The 20041-nt window shown below is 67.3% G+C and carries 22 protein-coding genes and 1 tRNA gene; 11 read left to right on the forward strand and 12 right to left on the reverse strand.

Translation table 11 applies throughout. The annotated features are described in order from the left end of the window. The first annotated feature begins 329 nt into the window (after positions 1 to 329). Positions 330 to 821, forward strand: coding sequence for an FBP domain-containing protein (locus tag CLV54_RS04690; RefSeq protein ID WP_100343811.1), 492 nt, complete (start codon positions 330 to 332; stop codon positions 819 to 821). Between the two features lie 9 nt (positions 822 to 830). Here the strand turns inward: CLV54_RS04690 and CLV54_RS04695 are convergent, their stop codons facing one another. Together CLV54_RS04695 and CLV54_RS04705 are read right to left on the reverse strand one after the other, a co-directional pair. Beyond that, positions 831 to 1388, reverse strand: coding sequence for an isochorismatase family protein (locus CLV54_RS04695; protein WP_100343812.1), 558 nt, complete (start codon positions 1386 to 1388; stop codon positions 831 to 833). Positions 1389 to 1803: 415 nt separating this feature from the next. Continuing rightward, positions 1804 to 2445: an AraC family transcriptional regulator gene (locus CLV54_RS04705; RefSeq protein WP_100343813.1), complete on the reverse strand. Its 642-nt coding sequence runs from the start codon at positions 2443 to 2445 to the stop codon at positions 1804 to 1806. Positions 2446 to 2744: 299 nt separating this feature from the next. On the opposite strand from CLV54_RS04705, the gene CLV54_RS04710 reads away from it, so the two are divergent. Both CLV54_RS04710 and CLV54_RS17785 read left to right on the forward strand, forming a co-directional pair. Then, the gene (locus CLV54_RS04710; RefSeq protein WP_100343814.1) at positions 2745 to 3173 is read left to right on the forward strand and encodes a VOC family protein; all 429 of its coding nucleotides are present in this window, start codon (positions 2745 to 2747) and stop codon (positions 3171 to 3173) included. Between the two features lie 67 nt (positions 3174 to 3240). Next, complete coding sequence (locus CLV54_RS17785; protein WP_211294451.1) at positions 3241 to 3402, forward strand: hypothetical protein; 162 nt, start codon at positions 3241 to 3243, stop codon at positions 3400 to 3402. Positions 3403 to 3415: 13 nt separating this feature from the next. On the opposite strand, the gene CLV54_RS04720 is transcribed toward CLV54_RS17785, so the two are convergent. After that, a complete protein-coding gene (locus CLV54_RS04720) occupies positions 3416 to 4918 on the reverse strand; it encodes an MFS transporter (protein ID WP_100344368.1) in 1503 nt (500 codons plus the stop codon). Positions 4919 to 5016: 98 nt separating this feature from the next. Between CLV54_RS04720 and CLV54_RS04725 the strand changes: the two genes are divergently transcribed. Beyond that, entirely contained in the window at positions 5017 to 5643 is a 627-nt protein-coding gene (locus CLV54_RS04725) for a TetR/AcrR family transcriptional regulator (RefSeq protein ID WP_100343815.1), read from the forward strand. Positions 5644 to 5878: 235 nt separating this feature from the next. Further along, positions 5879 to 7480 (forward strand): carbohydrate-binding protein, encoded by a 1602-nt coding sequence (locus CLV54_RS04730; RefSeq protein ID WP_157802805.1) that lies wholly within the window; start codon positions 5879 to 5881, stop codon positions 7478 to 7480. 12 nt (positions 7481 to 7492) lie between these two features. On the opposite strand, the gene CLV54_RS04735 is transcribed toward CLV54_RS04730, so the two are convergent. Together CLV54_RS04735 and CLV54_RS04740 are read right to left on the reverse strand one after the other, a co-directional pair. Continuing rightward, positions 7493 to 8464 carry an NADP-dependent oxidoreductase gene (locus CLV54_RS04735; protein ID WP_211294452.1) on the reverse strand — a complete coding sequence of 324 codons (972 nt, stop codon included), beginning with the start codon at positions 8462 to 8464 and terminating at the stop codon, positions 7493 to 7495. Positions 8465 to 8648: 184 nt separating this feature from the next. After that, entirely contained in the window at positions 8649 to 9188 is a 540-nt protein-coding gene (locus CLV54_RS04740; protein ID WP_100343817.1) for a helix-turn-helix domain-containing protein, read from the reverse strand. Positions 9189 to 9235: 47 nt separating this feature from the next. Here CLV54_RS04740 and CLV54_RS04745 point away from each other — a divergent pair, with 47 nt between their 5' ends. The 3 genes from CLV54_RS04745 to CLV54_RS04755 are packed head-to-tail and all read left to right on the forward strand — an operon-like array spanning position 9236 to position 11243. Then, positions 9236 to 9553 carry a PLD nuclease N-terminal domain-containing protein gene (locus CLV54_RS04745; protein WP_211294453.1) on the forward strand — a complete coding sequence of 106 codons (318 nt, stop codon included), beginning with the start codon at positions 9236 to 9238 and terminating at the stop codon, positions 9551 to 9553. After that, on the forward strand, positions 9550 to 10476 hold the full coding sequence (locus CLV54_RS04750; RefSeq protein ID WP_100343818.1) for an ABC transporter ATP-binding protein: 927 nt from the start codon (positions 9550 to 9552) through the stop codon (positions 10474 to 10476). The genes CLV54_RS04745 and CLV54_RS04750 overlap by 4 nt, the downstream gene beginning before the upstream one ends. Then, positions 10473 to 11243: an ABC transporter permease gene (locus tag CLV54_RS04755; protein ID WP_157802806.1), complete on the forward strand. Its 771-nt coding sequence runs from the start codon at positions 10473 to 10475 to the stop codon at positions 11241 to 11243. Before CLV54_RS04750 ends, CLV54_RS04755 begins: the two co-directional genes overlap by 4 nt. A 103-nt stretch (positions 11244 to 11346) precedes the next feature. Here the strand turns inward: CLV54_RS04755 and CLV54_RS04760 are convergent, their stop codons facing one another. The 5 genes from CLV54_RS04760 to CLV54_RS04780 form a co-directional block, all read right to left on the reverse strand. Continuing rightward, positions 11347 to 12327, reverse strand: coding sequence for an aldo/keto reductase (locus CLV54_RS04760; RefSeq protein WP_100343819.1), 981 nt, complete (start codon positions 12325 to 12327; stop codon positions 11347 to 11349). A 96-nt stretch (positions 12328 to 12423) separates the two neighbouring features. After that, positions 12424 to 12852: a VOC family protein gene (locus CLV54_RS04765; RefSeq protein ID WP_157802807.1), complete on the reverse strand. Its 429-nt coding sequence runs from the start codon at positions 12850 to 12852 to the stop codon at positions 12424 to 12426. Positions 12853 to 12916: 64 nt separating this feature from the next. Further along, positions 12917 to 13963, reverse strand: coding sequence for an NAD(P)-dependent alcohol dehydrogenase (locus tag CLV54_RS04770; RefSeq protein WP_100343821.1), 1047 nt, complete (start codon positions 13961 to 13963; stop codon positions 12917 to 12919). A gap of 70 nt (positions 13964 to 14033) precedes the next feature. Beyond that, a complete protein-coding gene (locus CLV54_RS04775; RefSeq protein ID WP_100343822.1) occupies positions 14034 to 14339 on the reverse strand; it encodes a putative quinol monooxygenase in 306 nt (101 codons plus the stop codon). A gap of 45 nt (positions 14340 to 14384) precedes the next feature. Further along, positions 14385 to 14675, reverse strand: a complete 291-nt coding sequence (locus CLV54_RS04780) for a putative quinol monooxygenase (RefSeq protein ID WP_100343823.1) — start codon at positions 14673 to 14675, stop codon at positions 14385 to 14387. 156 nt (positions 14676 to 14831) lie between these two features. On the opposite strand from CLV54_RS04780, the gene CLV54_RS04785 reads away from it, so the two are divergent. Beyond that, positions 14832 to 15701 (forward strand): helix-turn-helix transcriptional regulator, encoded by an 870-nt coding sequence (locus tag CLV54_RS04785; RefSeq protein WP_100343824.1) that lies wholly within the window; start codon positions 14832 to 14834, stop codon positions 15699 to 15701. 67 nt (positions 15702 to 15768) lie between these two features. On the opposite strand, the gene CLV54_RS04790 is transcribed toward CLV54_RS04785, so the two are convergent. Further along, positions 15769 to 15841, reverse strand: a tRNA-Val gene (locus tag CLV54_RS04790). Positions 15842 to 15892: 51 nt separating this feature from the next. Here CLV54_RS04790 and CLV54_RS04795 point away from each other — a divergent pair. Next, a complete protein-coding gene (locus CLV54_RS04795; RefSeq protein ID WP_100344372.1) occupies positions 15893 to 16582 on the forward strand; it encodes a hypothetical protein in 690 nt (229 codons plus the stop codon). 18 nt (positions 16583 to 16600) lie between these two features. On the opposite strand, the gene CLV54_RS04800 is transcribed toward CLV54_RS04795, so the two are convergent. After that, on the reverse strand, positions 16601 to 17068 hold the full coding sequence (locus tag CLV54_RS04800; protein WP_100344373.1) for a peroxiredoxin: 468 nt from the start codon (positions 17066 to 17068) through the stop codon (positions 16601 to 16603). A 233-nt stretch (positions 17069 to 17301) separates the two neighbouring features. Here CLV54_RS04800 and aceE point away from each other — a divergent pair, with 233 nt between their 5' ends. Further along, positions 17302 to 20028, forward strand: a complete 2727-nt coding sequence (gene aceE / locus CLV54_RS04805) for a pyruvate dehydrogenase (acetyl-transferring), homodimeric type (protein WP_100343825.1) — start codon at positions 17302 to 17304, stop codon at positions 20026 to 20028. The last annotated feature ends 13 nt before the right edge of the window (positions 20029 to 20041 follow it).

The raw sequence follows: 20041 nt of genomic DNA on the forward strand, positions 1-20041 counted from the left end.
TCCCCCAGAGGCGGTCCCTCCGCCGGCACCATGTTATTGCCCGGGCGAACGGCTTGCACAGTGCGGATCAAGCACGCGGAGTAGAATGCTGTCGTGCATACGCTCATCTCGTCCACTCCGCCCTCGGGGCGTCAGGAGGTCGTCGGCGGTCCTTCCGCCGGCTCGAGATAGCCCGGCCCCCTCGGTGATCGTTTCTGCGCCACTCGGCGCCGTCAGATCCGTCATGTCGTGCTGCCCGTCGGCCGCGATCGCGTGCGGATCCCCCACCCCGGATTACCCCTTCGTATGCCGTAGCGCTGCGAGGGCTGGACAGTTAGGCGATAACAGCCATGCACCCTTTCACAGAAGAACAGCTTCGAGCATCCTTCATCAACGTCTCCGTACGAGAGCGCAACACCATAACCCTGCCGTCGGACTTCGGCGGCCTGGCCTGGGACACCCTCGACTTCCTGGGCTGGCGCGACCGCAAGGCGCCCCAGCTCGGCTACGTCGTCGTCGAGCTCGACGACACCCCGGTCGGGGTCCTGCTGCGGCAGGCCGACGGCACGATCCGCACGCGCCCCCAGTGCTCGTGGTGCGAAGACGTGCACCTGCCGAACGACGTGGTGCTCTACAGCGTCAAGCGGGCCGGCCAGGCCGGACGCAACGGCAACACGGTCGGCACCCTCGTGTGCGCCAACTTCGAATGCTCCGTCAACGTGCGCAAGCGGCCCCCTCTGGCCTACGTCGGCTTCGACGTCGAGGCGGCGCGCCAACATCGGATCGACGCGCTCGGAGAGCACGTGCGCAACTTCGTGCGGAGCGTGCGCGACGGAGACTAGCGCTCCGCGTCAGGCTCCGCCGAAGCTCACCTCGGCCGTATCGGCGACCTCCGCCGTACGGCCGGGCGCCTTCTGGTACCGCCAGTAGAGGTTCGTGTGGGCGATGACGTCCTCCGGCGGCGGCGCGCCCCACTCCGTCAGGTCTTCCGTGGTGTGCGCGTCGCCGACGAGGGTCACGTCATAGCCGCGCGTGAACGCGCCGTGGATCGTCGACCGGATGCACTCATCCGTCTGCGCACCGGCCACGACCAGACGGCCCGCACCTGCTTCGGCGAGCAGGTCGCCGAGCTCGGTGTTCTCGAAGGCGTCGGCGTATGTCTTGTGCACGAGCGGCTCCGACACCCGGCGGATGAGCTCGGGCACGTACTCCCAGGCGTCGCTCCCCCACTCCAGCTGCTCGTCGGAGTGCTGCACCCACACGATCGGCACGCCCCCACCACGTGCCCTCTCGACGAGCACGCCGACCCGGGCCACGACCGCGTCGCGTTCGTACGCGTCGGCGACGACTCCGTTCTGCATGTCGAGGATCACGAGCGCGGTGCGAGGGCGCTGCGGAAGCGTGGTCATGACGGTCTCCTCTGCTGGTCGGGCGAGCTCGGGTCATCGGCTTCACGTTAGGCCGATCTCGCGCGCAACTCCAGGGTGCGTTCCGAGCGCGGGTGTATTGCCGAGCGCGGTCCTTCCACGCTCGGCGCTCGGCAACACACGCGCGCTCGACGCGCCGACTGCGCTCGCATGCCCGCTCTCGAGATGTACACGATCCGCCCGCCGCATTCCGCGGATGCGGACGAGATCGCTCGGGTGCACGTCAACGGGTGGCGTGAGGCGTACGGGTATCTGCTTCCAGAGCGCTTCTACGACGGACGCGGATGTCGACGACGACCTGATCGAGATCCGCCTCGTTCGCTGAGCTCGGCAGAGCCCGACGGCTCAGCGATGCCCGACGGCTCAGCGATGTCCAACGGCTCAGATGTCCGACGATTCAGCGGCGCCCGACGAGCGCGGTCGGGGTGAGCCCGCTGAACCTGCGCGCCTCCCGCGCGAAGTGGGCCTGGTCGCTGTAGCCGGCCGCGACGGCGAGCTGCGCGATGTCGACGTGGGTGCCGGATGCCGCGTGGTCGATCGTACGACGCAACCGCGCCACCTGATGGATCAGCTTCGGGGGCAGCCCGGTCTCCCGCTCCACGAGGCGGCGAAGGTGGCGCGCAGAGACCCCGATGCTCTCGGCGAGCACTCCGACGGCCGGCGCGCCCGACGACGCCAGGGCCCGGACCGCATACGCGACCCGGCCGTCGGCCTCGGCCCGGGGCCACAGCAGCCGGGCGAGCTCGTCGTCGAATCGCCCGGCCCAGAGCGCGTCGGCAAGACGACGCGCGAGGCGTGCGGAGAAGAGCTCGTCGAAGGCCAGATGGCGATCGGTGAGCTCGGTCGCCTCGACACCGACGATCGGGCGCAGCCACGCCGTGCCGATCCGCACGCCTCGCAGAGTCGTGCCGGGCGTCAGCTCGGTGACCTCGACGCCCGTCGCAGGGCCGACGAGCCACGCGCGCCCGGTCGAGCTGACGATGAGATCGGACTGGTTGTCGGGCAGGATGCGGGATGCCTCGTCGCCGATGCGGTTCATCCACAGATGAGTGAACGGCGTGCGGGTGCCGCCGATGCGGCGCTCACGGTACTCGTCCGGCCGGCGGCGCTTCGGGTCGGGATCGTGTCCGTTTCGTTCAAGACCCGCGGAGGCGGCGTCCGTAGGGTGTAAGTCATGACCCGGGGCATCCGGGGGCGATCGCGGCGTATCACTCGCCATGTCCGCCTCCTCAGCCGCTCGTCATCCTCTCCCATTGTCTCAGCGCGGGCCGAGCCCGCGCTCCCCCGGCGATCGGCACCCGGGCGACTCCGAACGACCGAGAAGGACGCACCATCCCCATGAAACAGAACCTGCACTTCATCACGATCGCGACAGCCGATCTCGACACGGCCCGCGCCTTCTACGGCGCTCTCGGCTGGATGCCGCTGATCGACGTCGAGGGCGAGATCATCTTCTATCAGACCGCCCCCGGCCTGGTGCTGGGGCTCTTCGACGCCGAGAAGTTCAACCAGGACCTCGAGACGGAGACGGACCGCTCCCGCGTCTCGGGTGTCACGCTCTCGCACAACGTCGACAGCCCCGACGAGGTGCGCTCCCTCGTCGACGACATGGTCGCCGCCGGGGCTGCCGTGCTCAAGCAGCCCCAGCCCGGCCAGTTCGGCGGCATCTTCCACGCCCACGTCGAGGATCCCAACGGCATCGTCTGGGAGATCGCGCACAACCCCGGCTGGCACGTCGACGCCGAGGGTGCCGTCTCCTTCGGCTGACCGGTTGCGGCTCGGGCGGCTCGCGGCCTGGATGAAAGCCGCAGCCCGAGTCTCGAGGAGGAGAACCGTGCGAGAGCTCGTGGTCGTCGAGAACGTGTCGCTCGACGGTGTAATGCTGGCGCCGGGGCGCCGGGACGAGGACACCCGCGGCGGCTTCGATCGTGGCGGCGGGGCATCCGCTCTGGCGGAAGCGGCTCTCATCCGTTCGGCTCGACTGCCGTTCGGATGAGAGCCGCGCGCTCTCAGTGGGCGATGACCGGCTCTGCGACCTCGGCGGCGGGAGCCGGGGTGTGAGAGAGCGAGAGCCCCTGACCGCGTCGGCGGAACAGCAGCGCCGAGACCACCGCGCCGAAGGCGAAGAACCCGGCGCACCACCAGTACGCGGTCGCGTAGCTGGCGATCGCGGCCTGCACTCCGACCGCCTCGGTGAGGGGCGTGTGGGATGCGAGGTAGTCGGCTGCGGCGGTGGCGGCCAGCGTGTTGAGCAGGGCCGTGCCGATCGAGCCGCCGACCTGCTGGCTCGTGTTGACCATCGCCGAGGCCACGCCGGCGAACTGCCGGTCGACGCCGAGGGTGGCGGTCTGCATCGAGGCGGGCATGATCGTGCCCATCGCGAAGCCGATGATCATGAGCGGCGGCAGGACGTTCGCTGCGTACGTGCTCGAGGCGTCGAGGAAGGTGAGGTAGATCATGCCGATCGCGCCGAGGATCATGCCCGCCGGCACCAGGATCTTCGGGCCGAAGCGGGGCACGAACAGATTGGTCCCGAGCTGCGCGGCGAGCACGAGCATCCCGATCATGGGCAGGAACGAGAGACCCGTCTGGATCGGCGAGTACCCGAGCGTGAGCTGCAGGTAGTAGGTGACGAAGAGGAAGATGCCGAACATCCCGGAGCCGGCGATCAGCACCGAGATGTACGCCGCGCCTCGGTTGCGGTCGAGCACGATCGACAGCGGCAGGAGCGGATGCGTGGCCCTCCTCTGCCAGGCGACGAACGCGACCAGCAGGATGGCGGCGGCGGCCAGCATCCCCCAGGTCAGAGGCGAGTCCCAGCCGTCGGTCTCGGCGTTCGAGAAGCCGAAGACGAGGCCGAAGAGCGCGCCGGACACGAGCACGGTGCCGGGCACGTCGAGTTTCGGGCGCGGGCCGCTGCGAGCGATGGACGGAACGAAGACGAGCGCGCCGATGAGGGCGAACACCGCGATGAAGACGTTGATGTAGAGGTTCCAGCGCCAGTCGAAGGCCTCCGTCAGGATGCCGCCGAGCAGCAGCCCGACCGCACCGCCGGCGCCCGCGATCGCGCCGAAGACTCCGAAGGCCCGGGCGCGCTCCTTCGGGATCGTGAAGGTCGTGGTCAGCACGGCGAGGGCCGTCGGAGCGAGCAGCGCGCCGAATGCGCCCTGGAGGGCGCGGGCGGCGACGAGCAGCTCGAAGGAGCCCGCCGCTCCTCCGAGTGCGGAGGCGAGTGCGAAGCCGATGAGTCCGATGATGAAGGTGCGCTTTCGGCCCATGAGGTCGGAGAGGCGCCCGCCGAACAGGAGCAGGCTGCCGAAGGCGAGCGAGTACGCGGTGATGATCCACTGGCGCTGGCCGTCGGAGAATCCGAGGTCGGCTTGCGCCGACGGGAGTGCGATGTTCACGACGGTGGCGTCGAGCACGACCATGAGCTGGGCGAGTCCGACGACGACGAGGGTGATCCAGCGGCGACTGTCGGTCGCCGGGGTTGCGGGTGATGGTGAGGACATGATGGCCACTATATACGGTACTCTCTAGTTCCGGATATGATTGGTATAGGAATTAACCTGCTAGTAATATCGAACGGGAGTGGAAGGAGGCGGCTGCGATGACGCACACCGACCTCGACGACGTGAAACCCCGGCTCGGGCGCAAAAGAGATCACACCCGTGACCCCGAGATCCTGGATGCCGCGATCGACGTGCTCGCGGAGACCGGCTACGACGGCATGACCATCGACATGGTCGCGGCCCGCGCCAAAGCGGGCAAGGCGACCCTCTATCGCCGATGGCCGTCCAAGCCCGAGCTCGTGCTCGACGCCGTGGCCTGCATGAAGTCGAACGACATCGACTTCGACGCCCTGCCCGACACGGGCACCCTGCGCGGCGACCTCATCGCGATGATCAAGCCGCACGGCATCCGCGACCACGAGCGCAAGCTCCGGGTGATGGCCGGGATCGTGTCGATGATCGCCCGCAACCCCGAGCTCGCCGCCGCAGCTCGCGATGCGCTCGTCGAGCCCCGCGCGACCGTCAACCGGATCTTCTTCCAGCGCGCCATGGATCGCGGCGAGATCCCGGCGGACTCCGATATCGAGAAGCTCTGCATGATCGGCCCCGCAATGGTCGCTTACAGTGTGCTCATGCTGGGCGAGCCCATCGACCGCGAGTTCCTGATCGCGAACATCGACACGGTCATCCTCCCCGCCGCCGGGGTGCGGGTCGCCACGCAGTGAGCTCGCTGGAATAGTCCCCGCTCCTACTGCGTCCAACCCGCGGCATGTGTCGGTCCGGACGGGTGTGTCAGGCACCCGGGAGCTACGACACCCCGAGCCGACGGCTCTAGCCGGGATTCTGCATCGTTTCGGGCACCGAGCGTCTTCCGGGGACAAGTACACTCGGCATCGACCTCACTAGATCAGGTCGGCGGTTCACCCGGTTCACACAGCAGCGTTTCTGGAAGGGATGACCATGTCAACGATGCGATCCGAGGATGAGGCGGGGGCGGCAGCGCGCGGCCGACGTGCGGGACGGCAGCTCGGCAAGCCCGCGGAACGAGGCCTTCTGCGCCGCGCGACGACGCTGATCGCGGTTCTCGGCCTCGTGGCGACTGCCGCAGTGGCGGGAACCGCCGCGGCCGCGTCGGCGGCCGAATCGACGAACTGCGCGCAGTTCCAGCAGCCGTACGCCGGCGATCCCGCCTATGTGAAGGGCGACAAGGTCACCTTCAACGGTAAGGCCTACGAGTCGACGTTCGCGCCGAACTGGTGGTCGCCGAGCGCGGCTCCGCAGTACTGGAAGGAGACGAGCTGCGGCAGCGGCACGCCGGAACCGACCTCGACGCCCACGTCGACCCCGAGCCCCACAGCGTCTCCGACGCCGGAGACGTGCCGGCCCTTCTCGCAGCCCTACTCGGGCGACCCCGCCTATGTGAAGGGCGACAAGGTCACCTTCAACGGTAAGGCCTACGAGTCGACGTTCGCGCCGAACTGGTGGTCGCCGAGCGCGGCTCCGCAGTACTGGAAGGAGACGAGCTGCGGCACCGGCGCACCCGAACCGACCCCGACTCCCACCGATGACCCCGACGACGGCACCCCGCCTGTGACGGGTGCCCCCGACGGCCTGGTGTTCAGCCCGTACAAGGACATCGCGCAGGCCATGTTCTGGAGCACCGGCTACACGATGGGGACGACGGCGGTCAACGGATCGCCGACCCCGCTCGTCGGCACAGGCACGACCCTGAACTCGACGCTGCCCGAGCTGAACACCATCACGCTGGCCTTCGCCACCGGCGAGTGCGGCACGGAGAACTGGGCGGCCGTGCCCGGTCAGGCGTTCGCCGCCGACAACATCGCGGGTCTCGATGCGGTCGACTACGACTACATCCTCGGCACCGGTGGCGCGGCGGGCAGCTTCACCTGCTCCTCGGCAGCCGGAATGCGCACCTTCATCGACCGCTACGCGAGCGACAACCTCGTCGGCGTCGACTTCGACATCGAGCGAGGCCAGTCGGAAGCCGACATCCGCAACCAGGTCAACGCCGCGGTGGCCGTCCAGGACAGGTACCCGGAGCTGCGCTTCTCCTTCACCATCGCGACTCTCGGGGCGTCGGACGGCAGCTACGGAGGGGTGAACCCCACCGGCGACACGGTCATCAAGACGGTGCTCACCTCCGGCCTGCGCAACTACACGATCAACCTCATGGTGATGGACTACGGCCCCGCGTCATCCTCGGTCTGCGTGATGTCGGGCAGCCTCTGCGACATGGGCAAGTCGGCGATCCAGGCGGTCGCGAACCTCCGTCACAGCTACCCCGCGATCCCGCTGGACAGGATCGAGCTCACCCCGATGATCGCGGTGAACGACATCCTCGACGAGGTGTTCACGCTGCAGGACATCGACGAGATGACGGCCTACGCCGTGCGCAACGATCTGGCCGGACTCCACTACTGGTCGCTCGACCGCGACGTGCCGTGCGGGTCGACCGCGCTGTCGAACACCTGCAACTCGACGCCGCAGGTTCCGGCTCTCGCCTACACCAAACGCTTCCTCTCGGCGCTCGGGCGGCTCTAGCAGCGCTGGAGGCTAGGAGACGACGATGACGGTCTTTCCCGGGCCGGGCTTCGGCAACGACCCGCTCTCGTAGGCGGCTCTGCCCTCGGCCAAAGGGAAGGTCTGGGCGATCGCCACGTCGACCCCTCCCGCAGCGAGCACGGCGGCCAGCTCCTCCAGCCTGTCGTGTTCGGTGCTGACGACGAAGAAGTCCGCGTTCACGCCGTACTTGCCGGCCAGCTCCTGGCTCGGGGGCTGGTGGAGGAAGACGAGCTGACCGCCGGGGCGGACCGAGGCGTACATCCACTCCGGAACGTCGTCGCCGACGGCGTCGATCGCGACGTCGAACCCCAGCGGATCGCCTGCCTCGACGGGTGAGGCTGCCACGACGACGTGATCGGCACCGAGGCTTCGCGCGCGGGCCGCGGACGCGGAGGAGGTGACGGTGACGGTGACCTCGGCGCCCATGCCGTGCGCGAACTGCGTGAGGAAAGCCCCGACTCCCCCGGTTCCGCCGCGGATCAGGAGGCGCTGACCTGCGGCCAGATGGGTCTGATCGCGCAGCGCCTCCCATGCGGTCAGGGCGGGCAGCACGGCGGCGGCCGCGTCGACGTCGGAGACCGTGGTCTCCTTCCGCGCGACGCACGCGGCCGGCACGACCACGAACTCGGCTGCGGCCCCGTCGCGGTCGAAGGGAACCAGCCCGAAGACCGAGTCGCCCACGCTCACGCCGCTCGCACCCGGGCCCAGCTCGTCGACGACCCCCGCGAACTCGTGCGAGGGGATGATCGGCGTCCGGTCCCTGCCACCGGCCTCCCAGGTCTCCGGCCAGCTCAGCTCGGCGAAGGTGATCGCCGCCGCCCGCACGGCGACACGGATCTCGTCGGGGCCGGGAACGGGCCGAGGCGCCTCCTCGTACACCAGCCGCTCGGGCCCGCCCTTCTCGTGCGCGCGCAGTGCCCGCATCAGGGGTGGTGTGTTCGTGGTCGTCGGCTCAGCATCCATCGTCGAATCCTCCGTGTGATCGGATCGCACTCCATCTCAGCCTCGCGGCGAACGGCTTTCGTCGCAGCGTCGATTCCGCCAGGAACCACCCGAATCCGGACAACGTGCGACCGCGTGCGGATCAGCCCCACGTCGCCCTCCCCGAAACCGCTTCGAGGCCGACCTCGTCAGCCGCAGCTGAGCGCTACCCCGCGGGCTTCTCCGGCGCGGGCAGGATCACATTCGCTATCACCCGCCGCTTACGCCCCTCCGCCGGCCCGTTTGCGAGCCTCGGCAGGAACACCGTCGTGAGATCCCGTGCGAACTCGAGGAACTCCGCATCGGTCAGCCACATGGCGTTGACGTGATAGCCGACGCCGTCGCGCACCAGGTCGGGGGTGCCGGCGGCCAGATACCTGTCGAAGTCGGCGAGCAGCCCCGCTGTGAAGGCCAGGAACGCCCGGCTGTGCTGCTCGGGGGTCATCGTCGCCAACTCCGCCGGGCCGATCGAGGCCGCCGCCTGAGCCAGGATATAGGTGCGCTCGATGCTCCCGCGGACCCGACGCTCGGCCGCCACTCGCAGGATGCCGGCGTCGGCCAGGAGCGCGACGTGACGGTAGAGGCTTCCCGCGGGCACGTCATCGAGCTCGGCCGCGAGCTGTGTCGTCGTGAGCGCTCGGTCGCCCAGGAACGCCTGCACGATCCGCAAGCGCACCGGGTGCAGCAGAATCTCGGAGCTTGTCATGTCGATGAGTCTACCAACCGATCACAAATCTGATAACGTTCACGATTATGAGAACAAACTTGGACCTCTCCACCGTTCCCCTCGTCGTCCTGATCGGTATGGGTGTGCTGCTGCTCATCCAGATCGCCCTCGCGGTGGTCGCGCTCGTCAATCTGTACCGTCGGCCCGCAGCGACCGTCGCGACCGGCAACAAGTGGGTCTGGGTGGTGGTCATCGTCCTCTTCAGCTTCATCGGCCCCATCCTGTACTTCGCGATCGGCCGCAAGCAGGAACAGGCCGTCGACCACCCGGTGGTCGAGCAGAGGCGATCGAGCGCCGACATCGCCGATGCCCTCTACACGGACGAGAAACCGAGGCAGCCGTGAGCGCCGCGATCCGTGCCACGGCACTGACGAAGTCCTACGGCTCAAAGCTCGTCCTCGACTCCCTCGACCTCGATGTCCAGGAGGGGTCCGTTTTCGGATTCCTCGGTCCGAACGGCGCTGGGAAGACCACGACCCTCCGGCTCGTCACGGGGCTCGCACGGCCGACGAGCGGGTCGATCCAGGTACTCGGACAGAACGTCGGCGCGGGCGGCAACGCCGTGCGTTCCGAGATCGGGTTCCTTCCCGACGTGCCGGCCTTCTACGGCTGGATGACGGCACCGGAGCTCCTGCGCTTCGCCGGTGGTCTGTTCGGGATGTCGGGCGCCGTTCTGCGCGATCGGACGGACATGCTTCTGGACCTTGCCGGTCTCGCCGGCGTGACGACCACGGTCGGCGGCTACTCACGGGGCATGAAGCAGCGGCTCGGCATCGCCCAGGCCCTCATCAACGCGCCCCGGCTGCTGCTGCTCGACGAGCCCACCAGCGCCCTGGACCCGATGGGGCGCAAAGACGTGCTCGACATGATCGCCTCGTTGCGCGGGCGCACCACCGTCTTCTTCTCGACGCACATCCTCGGCGACGTCGAGCGGGTCTGCGACACCGTCGCGATCCTCGACCGCGGACGCATGGTCACGCAGGCCCCGATCGCCGAGCTGAAGGCGCGATACGGCAAGGAGAAGGTCGTCGTCGAGGTCACCGAGAACGCCGACGCCGTCGCGAAGGAGCTCAGCGAGCGCCCCTGGGCGACCGCGACGACCCGTGGAGCGCAGGGCGCGATCGAGATCACGGTCACCGACCTCGGCGCGGCTCAGCACGACATCCCGGCCATCATCGCCGCACGAGGCAGCGGCCTCGCGCGGCTGGAAGCCGGGGAGATCGGCCTCGAAGAGGTCTTCGTCGAACTGGTCGGGGGCGAGCAGTGAACGCCACCCTCGTGTTCGCGCGCAAGGAGACGCTCGAGATCGTCCGCACCTGGCGGATCTGGGTGCTGCCGGCGATCATCCTCTTCTTCGCGATCTCCTCGCCGTTGCTCGCCCGCTACACACCCGAGATCCTCGGAGCCGTGGGCGGCGACCAGTTCGAGGCGATCGCCCTTCCGCCCGCGAGCTATGTCGACGCCTACGCGCAATGGATCAAGAACCTCAGCCAGATCTTCCTCTTCGCCCTCATCATCATCTACGGCGGAATCGTCTCGTCCGAGACCTCGAGCGGCACCGCGATCCTGGTGCTCACCAAACCGATGTCACGCGGCGCATTCGTCGCCGTGAAGGCAGTCGTCCACACGGTGTTCCTCGCCGTGCTGGTGATCATCGGCGCACTGGTGACGTGGGGCCTCACGGCCGCGGTCTTCGGCCAGGCACCCCTCGAACCGCTGTGGTCGAGCACTCTGAACTGGCTTGTGCTCGGCATCTTCTACATCGCGATGATGACGTTCCTCTCGGTTCTGATCCCCTCGGCGGCGGGCGCCGCCGGCGCGGGTGTCGGAGTCTTCGTGCTCCTCACCATCGGGGCGCTCTGGAAACCCCTGGGCGACCACTCACCGGCCGGACTCGCCGGCCAGGCGGCCGCACTCGCCGCCGAGGAGCCGGTACCCGAGCTGCTGTGGCCCCTACTGGTGTCGATCACGGCTGCCGTCGTACTGGTGATCGCGGCCGCTCTCCTGTTCCGGCGCAAAGAGCTCACCGGATGAGAGAAATTCGGCGAGGTCTCGGAGGGCGCGATCATCGCGGCGAGTGCGTCGCGAAGCGCGTCCCCCTGGCGATGAGACCCTGAATCTTGATGTGGCGTGCCGTCTACTGATTGATGCCCGACAGGTCGCCTGCGCCGTAGCGGTCGCCGACCGCCGGGCGCAGGGCGTCGACGCGGGCGAGCTGCTCGGCGGTGAGCTGAACCTGGTCCGCGGCGGTGTTTTCCTCGACACGTTCGACTCGTTTGGTGCCGGGGATGACGGCGAGGTGTTCGGAGCGGGTCAGCAGCCATGCCAGTGCGACCTGCGCCGGGGTGGCGTCGGCGTCGGTCGCGATCGCTTCGACCTCGTCGACGAGCGCGAGGTTCGTGCGGAAGTTCTCCTCGGTGAACCGCGGGTTCGTCAGCCGGAAGTCGTCGGCCGCGAAGTCAGCGAGGGAGCGGAACTTGCCGGTAAGGAACCCACGGCCCAGAGGCGAATAGGCGACGAATCCGATGCCGAGCTCGGTGACGAGTGGGAGCAGCTCCGACTCGACGTCGCGGGTCCAGAGCGAGTACTCGGTCTGCAGTGCGGCGATCGGGTGCACGGCGTGGGCGCGGCGGATTGTCTCCGGACCCGCCTCCGAGAGACCGATGTGGCGGATCTTCCCCTCCGTGACGAACTCCGCCAACGTGCCGACGACATCCTCGAGCGGCACCGCGGGATCAACACGGTGCTGGTAGTAGAGGTCGATGTAATCGGTCTGCAGCCGCCGCAGCGAGCCTTCGAGAGCGGCGCGAACGTTCTCCGGACGCGAGTCGAGGTCACGACCGGCCCCATCGTCGAGGTGGGAGATGAATCCGAACTTGCTGGCCAGTACGACCTGGTCGCGCCGGTTCTTCAGCGCGCGGCCGACGAGTTCCTCGTTCGTGTAGGGCCCGTAGACCTCTGCGGTGTCGATGAAGTCGACGCCGAGGTCCAGTGCCCGGTGGATGGTGCGCTCCGCCTCATCGTCGTATTGGCCGGCACCGGTGTAGTAGGCAGACATCGTCATGGCGCCGAGGCCGACGCGTCCGACAGTGAGTCCGCCGAGTGTGATCTTGTTCATGTGCTCTTTCCCTTGATCTGTTCTCTGCTTATTTTGATGAGGGTGAGTGGCGGCCTTCCTCGAAGGAGGAGAGTGCGACAGCCCACCCTGAGATGGCTAGACGGTGGCCTGAGCGAGTTCGATGATGTTGCCGCTGTTGTCGTAGATCATCGCGAGGCGCTGGCCGATGGGCTCGACCTCGAACGGCTCGGCAAGGATCGCGACCCCGTTGTCCTTGAGGCCGGCGACGGTGGCGTCGAGGTCTTTCACGCGCAGGCACAGGTGACCGTAGCCGCCGCGACCGAGGTGGTCGCCGACATCGAGCGTCGGGACGATCGTGGTCAGCTGGCCCCCGCCGATGACCTCGACCTCGAAGGAGCCGAGGGCGACGTGCGCGAAGCGGGCTCCCGGGAGTGCGTCCGGAAGGGTCCATTCCTTGACGAGTTCGAAGCCGAGGATGTCGGTGTAGAAGGCGATGGTGGCGTCGTAATCCGGGACCCGGAGGGCGACGTGGTCGGCCCGAATGAGGCCGAGGGCGTTGGACATGGTGACTCCTGTCATTGGCCGGCGGCTCGTCGGTCGAGTCGGTGCGTGCTGCCGGGGAAGGGGTCTAGGCGACGAGGGTGCCGGCGATGTCGATGACGGAGCGGTAGCGGACGCGACTGGTCGCGACCCGCTGGTAGGCGTCTTCGATCTGATCGATACCGATGAGTTCGATCTCCGCCACGATGCCGTGCTCGGCGCAGAAGTCCAGCATCCGCTGCGTCTCCGCCAGGCCGCCCACATTCGAGCCGACGATTGCGCGCTGCTGCAGGACGAATGCGGAGGCGTGCAGACTGTAGGGCTCGGACGGGAACCCGATGTTGACGAACGACCCGTTGGTCTTGATCATCGACAGATAGTCGTTCAACGGGATGTCCGCCGAGACCGTGTTGAGGATGAAGTCGAAACTTCCCGCCAGCGCGGTGAAGGTCTCCGGGTCGCTCGTGGCGTAGTAGTGGTCGGCGCCGAACGCGAGTCCATCGTCCTTCTTGCTCAGCGACTGGCTGAGCACCGTGACGATGGCGCCCATCGCGTGAGCGATCTTCACCGCGACATGGCCGAGCCCGCCCATCCCGATGATCGCGATGTTCTTACCCGCAGCCCCGAACCGCACCAAAGGCGCGTAGACGGTGATGCCCGCGCAGAGCAGCGGCGCGGTGGCGGCGAGGTCCATTGTGTCCGGGATCGACACGACGAAGTGATCCTTCACCACGATGCTGCGGCTGTAGCCGCCATAGGTGAGGGTTCCGTCGTATTCCCGGCCGTTGTAGGTCGCGACCGGGGTGTTCAGGCACAGCTGTTCGTCGCCGCGGAGGCAGCTCTCGCAGTGTCCGCAGGAATCGACGTAGCAGCCGACGCCCACCCGGTCACCGACGCGGAATTTCGTCACGTCGGGTCCGACCGCGGCGACGATCCCGGCAATCTCGTGGCCGGGGACCATCGGGAAGTTCCCCGGCCCCCAGTCCTCGTTCACCTGGTGGATGTCGGAATGGCAGATCCCGGCGTACTTGACGTCGATCAGGACATCGTCGGCGCGAAGCACTCGACGTTCGATCGTGATCTTCTCGAACGCCGCTCTGGGGTGAGGTGCGCTGAGCGCGAGGGTGGATGTCATGGTTGGCCTTCTTATTGATCACAACGGGTTAGTGATGCAGTGCGTCTGAGGCGCACCGCGGGTGGACGCCTCAGGCTGACGCAGGTGCTTGCGTGAGCCTGCGCAGGGTGAATGGCGTGGCGAGGATCTCGTCGAGGATCCGGGCGATCTTCTTGAAATGCGGAGTCTGGAAGTGGAACTCCAGCGCCGCCTCATCGGTCCATTCCTCGAAGCAGATCATCGCGCCAGGTCTGGCTGGGTCGATGAGGGGCCGATATCCGAGGCATCCGGCCTCGGCCTCGGAGGGCGCGATCATCTCCGCGAGTGCGGCGCTGAGCGCGTCCTCCTGACCGGGCTTGGCCTGGAAGTCGGCCACGAGGACCAGTGTGTCGGTCATCAGTGGGGTCTCTTCTCGTGAATCTCGATCTGTCTCAGGCCCAGGTCACTCGGTGACCGTGGTGCCCTTGAACAGCCAGCTGATCTCCGAGTACGGGCCGACCTCGGCGAAGAACTCCTTGAAGAACTCGCCCGCAGCGTGAGCGTCGAATGCCGCCTCATCCGCGTAAGCCTCGTTGAGATAGAAACGGTTCTGGTTCTCGGGGTCGGCGATCAGCTCGAAACGGAGGGTGCCTTCCTCGGCGGCACCGGCCTCGCGGCCATCCTTCAGTGCGGCGGCGATGAACTCCTTCACACGCTCGGGCTGGACGTCCCAGGAAACGGCGATGTGGTACATAAAAAACTCCTTGATCGATATCGCGATGGTGGTTCCGCCGGCCCTTGAGAGCCGACGTTGAGAGTCAACAAGCTCGCGGAAGCTCGGGGCAGGACACGTTCTGCCTAGGAAGAACTGACCTACCCACGTGCGATCAGCACGGCGGATAATCGAGGGATGGAGAACACCTCGACCCTCGCGGACTTCCTCCGCTCTGCCCGCGCACGGGTGAGCCCTCAAGATGTCGGCCTTGGCGTCGGCAGCCTCACCGCCCGCCGGGTACCCGGTCTGCGGCGGGACGAGGTGGCGATGCTGGCCGGGATGAGCGTCGACTACTACACACGGATGGAGCAGGGTCGCATCAAGCACGCCTCCGACGCCGTCGTCAATGGGCTGTGTAAAGCGCTGCGACTCAACGACACCGAACGCAGCTACCTCTTCAGCCTGTTCTCTCCAGCCTCCGGTCGCCCGGCTCCGCAGAAGCGCGCCACGAAGGTGCGGCCCATCCTGCGCCAGATGATGGACCAGATGGACAACACCGCGGCGTTCATCCTCGGCGTCGGGATGGACGTGCTCGCCATGAACGAGCTCGCGAAGGTGCTTCTACGCGACTTCACGACGGAGACCGGTCTGGCCCGAAGCCTGGCCCGCTGGGCATTCCTCGACCCTGAAGGACACGCCCGCTACCTCGACTGGGATGCCGCAGCCGCCGATATGGCCGCGATCCTGCGCCGGGACTCGACCAGCCACCCCAACGACCGCGAACTCAACGAGCTCATCGGAGAGCTCACGGTCAAGAGCGACAAGTTCCGCCAATGGTGGCCTCAACACAGGGTCTACGAGTGCGCCTCCGGCACCAAGCACCTCATGCACCCGCTCGTCGGAGAACTCGAGATCGAGTACGAGACCTTCCCCGTTCCCGAAGAGCCTGACCAGCAGATGTTCCTCTACACCGCGAAGAAGGGCTCGCCGTCAGAAGACGCGCTTCGTATCCTCGCCAGCTGGGGCGCGCAAGCTGCGTTGACCGACGCCACCCACTCGGACTGAGTGTTCGCCGCACGGCGCAGCGACATGAGCGGCGTGTGCGGACAACGTCGCTGAGGTCTCTGCGAAGTGGGCCCTACCGGGCTCGAACCGATGACATCCACGGTGTAAACGTGGCGCTCTACCAACTGAGCTAAAGGCCCCTCATCGCCTCAGGCGACGAACCACAATGGTACAGGCAATAAGCTCCTGTGGTGACTCAGCACCCTTCGAGGACGATTCGGCCCGAACACCGCGTACCCGCCCTCATCGCCGTCGTCGCGGCGCTTCTGCTCTACAGCTTCCTGCCCTTCGACCTCCTGAGCGTTCAGCGCTATGTGGTCGTCGTCACCTGCGCTCTTCTGCTCGTCCCGCTCATCGTCGTGAACCCGCGCCGCTTCAACCGCGAGAGCCGCTGGTCGAGGAGGGCGTCGCTCGGGCTCACCTTCCTGCTGCTGGCCGCCAACCAGCTCACCCTCGTGCAGCTCATCGTCCTGCTCGTCTCGGGGGTGCACGAAGGCCCGACCCTCCTGCTCGCGGCCCTCGAGGTGTGGCTGACCAACGTCATCGCCTTCGCGCTCGTCTACTGGGACATCGACCGAGGTGGCGCCATCAAGCGCGCGATGAGCCCGCGCGACGAGCTCCCGCCCGCCGACTTCCGCTTTCCGCAGGACGAAGACCACGACGCGGTCACCGAGGTGGCGAAGCGCTCGTCGATCGGCAGCGACTGGGTGCCGCAGTTCGTCGACTACTTCTACTTCTCGCTGTCGAACTCGATGGCGTTCAGCCCGACCGACACGATGCCGCTCTCCCACCGCGCCAAGCTGCTCATGGGTCTCGAGTCGTTCGCCGGGTTCATCATCCTGGCACTCGTGATCGCGCGGGCGGTCAGCCTCATCGGCTGACTCGTCGGCTGCTCGAGATCAGGCGGGCTGCAGCTCTTCGAGCGCGGCCCTGTAGGCCTCGAGGGAGCGGGCTTCGCCCGGAGCCGTGATGAAGCTCGCACGGATGATGCCCTCGCGGTCGATCAGGAACGTCGCGCGGTTGGCGAAGCCCTTCTGCTCGAGGAAGACGCCGTACTCCTTCGCGACCGCCCCGTGCGGCCAGAAGTCGGCGAGCAGGTTGAAGGTGTAGCCCTCCTGCACCGACCAGGCGCGCAACGTGTGCTTCGAGTCGACGGAGACGCCGAGCAGCTCGATCCCGTTGTCGGCGAAGAGGCTGAGGTTGTCGCGCAGTTCGCACAGCTCACCCGTGCAGGTGCCGGAGAAGGCGAGCGGGAAGAAGACGAGCGCGACGGGCTTCTTGCCGTGGAACTCGCTCAGTCGGATGAGTTCGCCGTACTGGTTGGCGAGTTCGAAGTCCGGAGCCTGGGTGTCATTCTCCAGAGCCATCATGATTCCTTTCGGGCCCAGCGAGAAGCTGAGCCAAACACGATGGGCAATACTAGTCCTGTCTGGCGCGAGTCCCAAGGAACGTCATGGCGTCCGCGAGACGGACGTAGAATCAGTAGGCTGGCGTGGTGCTCCCGGTGGGTCGCAATCCGACCCCGGGCCGAGCGAGCCGCACACATGAATCAAGGCACGATCTGCCGAATGCAGTGCCTGTCGAACAAGAGAGGTCGAGTGTGACTGTCAACGACCAGGACCCGTACTCGTTCAGTGATGTCGATTCCGATCCCGAGGAAACCGCGGAGTGGTCTGAGTCCCTCGACTCCCTCGTCGCGGCGCAGGGAAGCGGTCGAGCACGCGAGATCATGCTGAGCTTGCTCAAGCGATCCCGCGAGCTGCACCTGGGCGTTCCGATGGTTCCGACCACGGACTACATCAATACGATCGCCCCCGAGAACGAGCCCGACTTCCCCGGCGACGAAGAGATCGAGCGCCGCTACCGCGCCTGGATCCGCTGGAACGCCGCGATCCTCGTGCACCGTGCGCAGCGCCCCGGAATCGCCGTCGGCGGCCACATCTCCACCTACGCGTCATCCGCAGCCCTCTACGAGGTCGGCTTCAACCACTTCTTCCGCGGTCAGGACCACCCGGGCGGCGGCGACCAGATCTTCATCCAGGGGCACGCCTCCCCCGGAACCTATGCCCGTGCCTTCCTCGAGGGCCGGCTCACCGCCCACCAGCTCGACGGCTTCCGCCAGGAGAAGTCGCATCCGGGCGGCGGGCTCTCGTCGTATCCGCACCCCCGTCTGATGCCGGAGTTCTGGCAGTTCCCGACGGTCTCGATGGGTCTCGGCCCGATCAACGCGATCTACCAGGCGCAGCTCAACAAGTACCTCACCAACCGGGGCATCAAAGACGCCTCCGACCAGCACGTCTGGGCCTTCCTCGGCGATGGCGAGATGGACGAGGTCGAGAGCCGTGGTCAGCTGCAGGTGGCCGCGAACGAAGGCCTCGACAACCTGACCTTCGTCATCAACGCCAACCTCCAGCGCCTCGACGGCCCCGTGCGCGGCAACGGCAAGATCATCCAGGAGCTCGAGAGCTTCTTCCGCGGAGCGGGCTGGAACGTCATCAAGGTCATCTGGGGTCGCGAGTGGGACGAGCTGCTCGAGCGCGACACCGAGGGCGCCCTGCTCAACCTCATGAACACCACGCCCGACGGCGACTTCCAGACCTACAAGGCCGAGAGCGGCGCCTACGTGCGCGAGAACTTCTTCGGCCGCGACCCGCGCGCGCTCAAGCTCGTCGAGGGCTACAGCGACGAGCAGATCTGGAACCTCAAGCGCGGCGGCCACGACTACCGCAAGGTGTACGCGGCGTTCAAGGCGGCCGCCGAGCACAAGGGCCAGCCGACCCTCATCCTCGCCCACACCATCAAGGGCTACGGGCTCGGTCCGTCGTTCGAGGGCCGCAACGCGACCCACCAGATGAAGAAGATGACGCTCGACAACCTCAAGGAGTTCCGCGACAGCATGCGCATCCCGATCACGGATGCGCAGCTCGAAGAGAACCCCTACCTCCCGCCGTACTACAACCCCGGCGAGAACGACGAGGCCATCCAGTACCTGCACGAGCGCCGTCGTGCACTCGGCGGCTATCTGCCCGAGCGCCGTACGAACCACACGGCGATCACGCTCCCGGATGACTCGGCCTACGCGATCGCGAAGAAGGGCTCCGGCACGCAGGAGATCGCCACGACCATGGCGTTCGTGCGACTGCTCAAAGACCTCATCCGGGCGAAGGACTTCGGCGCCCGCATCGTGCCGATCATCCCGGACGAGGCGCGCACCTTCGGAATGGACGCGTTCTTCCCGAACGCGAAGATCTACAACCCGAACGGCCAGCACTACACCTCGGTCGACAGGGAGTTGCTGCTCGCCTACAAGGAGAGCCCCCAGGGCACGATCCTGCACGTCGGCATCAACGAGGCCGGTGCTCTCGCCGCGTTCACCAACGTCGGAACCTCGTACGCGACGCAGGGCGAGCCGCTCATCCCGGTCTACGTCTTCTATTCGATGTTCGGCTTCCAGCGCACGGGCGACGCGATCTGGGCGGCGGGCGACCAGATGGCCCGCGGCTTTATGATCGGCGCCACGGCAGGCCGCACGACGCTCACGGGTGAGGGCCTCCAGCACGCCGACGGGCACTCGCCGCTTCTCGCGTCGACGAACCCGGCCGTGGTCGCCTACGACCCGGCCTACGGCTACGAGATCGGCCACATCGTGCGCTCCGGCCTCGACCGCATGTACGGCGGAACCCACCCGGACCCGAACGTCATGTACTACATCACGGTCTACAACGAGCCGCTCGTGCAGCCCGCCGAGCCGGAGGGCGTCGACGTCGAGGGCATCGTGCGCGGCATCCACCGCATCAGCACGGGCTCGCAGCAGGGGCCGAGCGCCCAGCTGCTCGCCTCGGGCGTCGCGGTGCCGTGGGCCCTCGAGGCCCAGCAGCTGCTGCAGGACGACTGGGGTGTCTCGGCCGACGTCTGGTCGGTCACCTCGTGGAACGAGCTGCGCCGCGACGGCCTCGCAGCCGAGCACCACAACTTCGTCGATCCGAACGCCGAGCGCCGGGTTCCGTACATCACGACCAAGCTCGCGGATGCCCGTGGCCCGGTCATCGCGGTCTCCGACTACACGCACGCCGTGCCCGACCAGATCCGCCAGTTCGTTCCGGGAGACTTCGCGACTCTCGGCGCCGACGACTTCGGCTTCTCGGACACCCGCGCCGCAGCACGTCGCTACTTCCTGATCGACGGTCCGTCGATGGTCGTCCGCACGCTCGAGATGCTCGTGGCGCGCGGCGAGCTCGACCCCTCCATCCCCGCACAGGCGATCGAGCGGTACCGCCTGTACGACGTGACGGCGGGAACGACCGGCACGGCGGGCGGCGAGAGCTAGCCTGTCGCGCGCG

Origin of the sequence: Compostimonas suwonensis (assembly GCF_002797855.1) — a bacterium.
Taxonomy (GTDB): domain Bacteria; phylum Actinomycetota; class Actinomycetes; order Actinomycetales; family Microbacteriaceae; genus Compostimonas; species Compostimonas suwonensis.

Coding starts and splice junctions, on each gene's coding strand:
- CLV54_RS04740 (WP_100343817.1), bottom strand. CDS start 9,188: ATGACAAGCTCCGAGATTCTGCTGCACCCGGTGCGCTTGCGGATCGTG.
- CLV54_RS04725 (WP_100343815.1), top strand. CDS start 5,017: ATGACGCACACCGACCTCGACGACGTGAAACCCCGGCTCGGGCGCAAA.
- CLV54_RS04770 (WP_100343821.1), bottom strand. CDS start 13,963: ATGACATCCACCCTCGCGCTCAGCGCACCTCACCCCAGAGCGGCGTTC.
- CLV54_RS04695 (WP_100343812.1), bottom strand. CDS start 1,388: ATGACCACGCTTCCGCAGCGCCCTCGCACCGCGCTCGTGATCCTCGAC.
- CLV54_RS04745 (WP_211294453.1), top strand. CDS start 9,236: ATGAGAACAAACTTGGACCTCTCCACCGTTCCCCTCGTCGTCCTGATC.
- CLV54_RS04710 (WP_100343814.1), top strand. CDS start 2,745: ATGAAACAGAACCTGCACTTCATCACGATCGCGACAGCCGATCTCGAC.
- CLV54_RS04735 (WP_211294452.1), bottom strand. CDS start 8,464: ATGGATGCTGAGCCGACGACCACGAACACACCACCCCTGATGCGGGCA.
- CLV54_RS04785 (WP_100343824.1), top strand. CDS start 14,832: ATGGAGAACACCTCGACCCTCGCGGACTTCCTCCGCTCTGCCCGCGCA.
- CLV54_RS04765 (WP_157802807.1), bottom strand. CDS start 12,852: ATGTCCAACGCCCTCGGCCTCATTCGGGCCGACCACGTCGCCCTCCGG.
- CLV54_RS04760 (WP_100343819.1), bottom strand. CDS start 12,327: ATGAACAAGATCACACTCGGCGGACTCACTGTCGGACGCGTCGGCCTC.
- CLV54_RS04775 (WP_100343822.1), bottom strand. CDS start 14,339: ATGACCGACACACTGGTCCTCGTGGCCGACTTCCAGGCCAAGCCCGGT.
- CLV54_RS04690 (WP_100343811.1), top strand. CDS start 330: ATGCACCCTTTCACAGAAGAACAGCTTCGAGCATCCTTCATCAACGTC.
- CLV54_RS04730 (WP_157802805.1), top strand. CDS start 5,879: ATGTCAACGATGCGATCCGAGGATGAGGCGGGGGCGGCAGCGCGCGGC.
- CLV54_RS04705 (WP_100343813.1), bottom strand. CDS start 2,445: ATGAACCGCATCGGCGACGAGGCATCCCGCATCCTGCCCGACAACCAG.
- CLV54_RS04720 (WP_100344368.1), bottom strand. CDS start 4,918: ATGTCCTCACCATCACCCGCAACCCCGGCGACCGACAGTCGCCGCTGG.
- CLV54_RS04800 (WP_100344373.1), bottom strand. CDS start 17,068: ATGGCTCTGGAGAATGACACCCAGGCTCCGGACTTCGAACTCGCCAAC.
- CLV54_RS04780 (WP_100343823.1), bottom strand. CDS start 14,675: ATGTACCACATCGCCGTTTCCTGGGACGTCCAGCCCGAGCGTGTGAAG.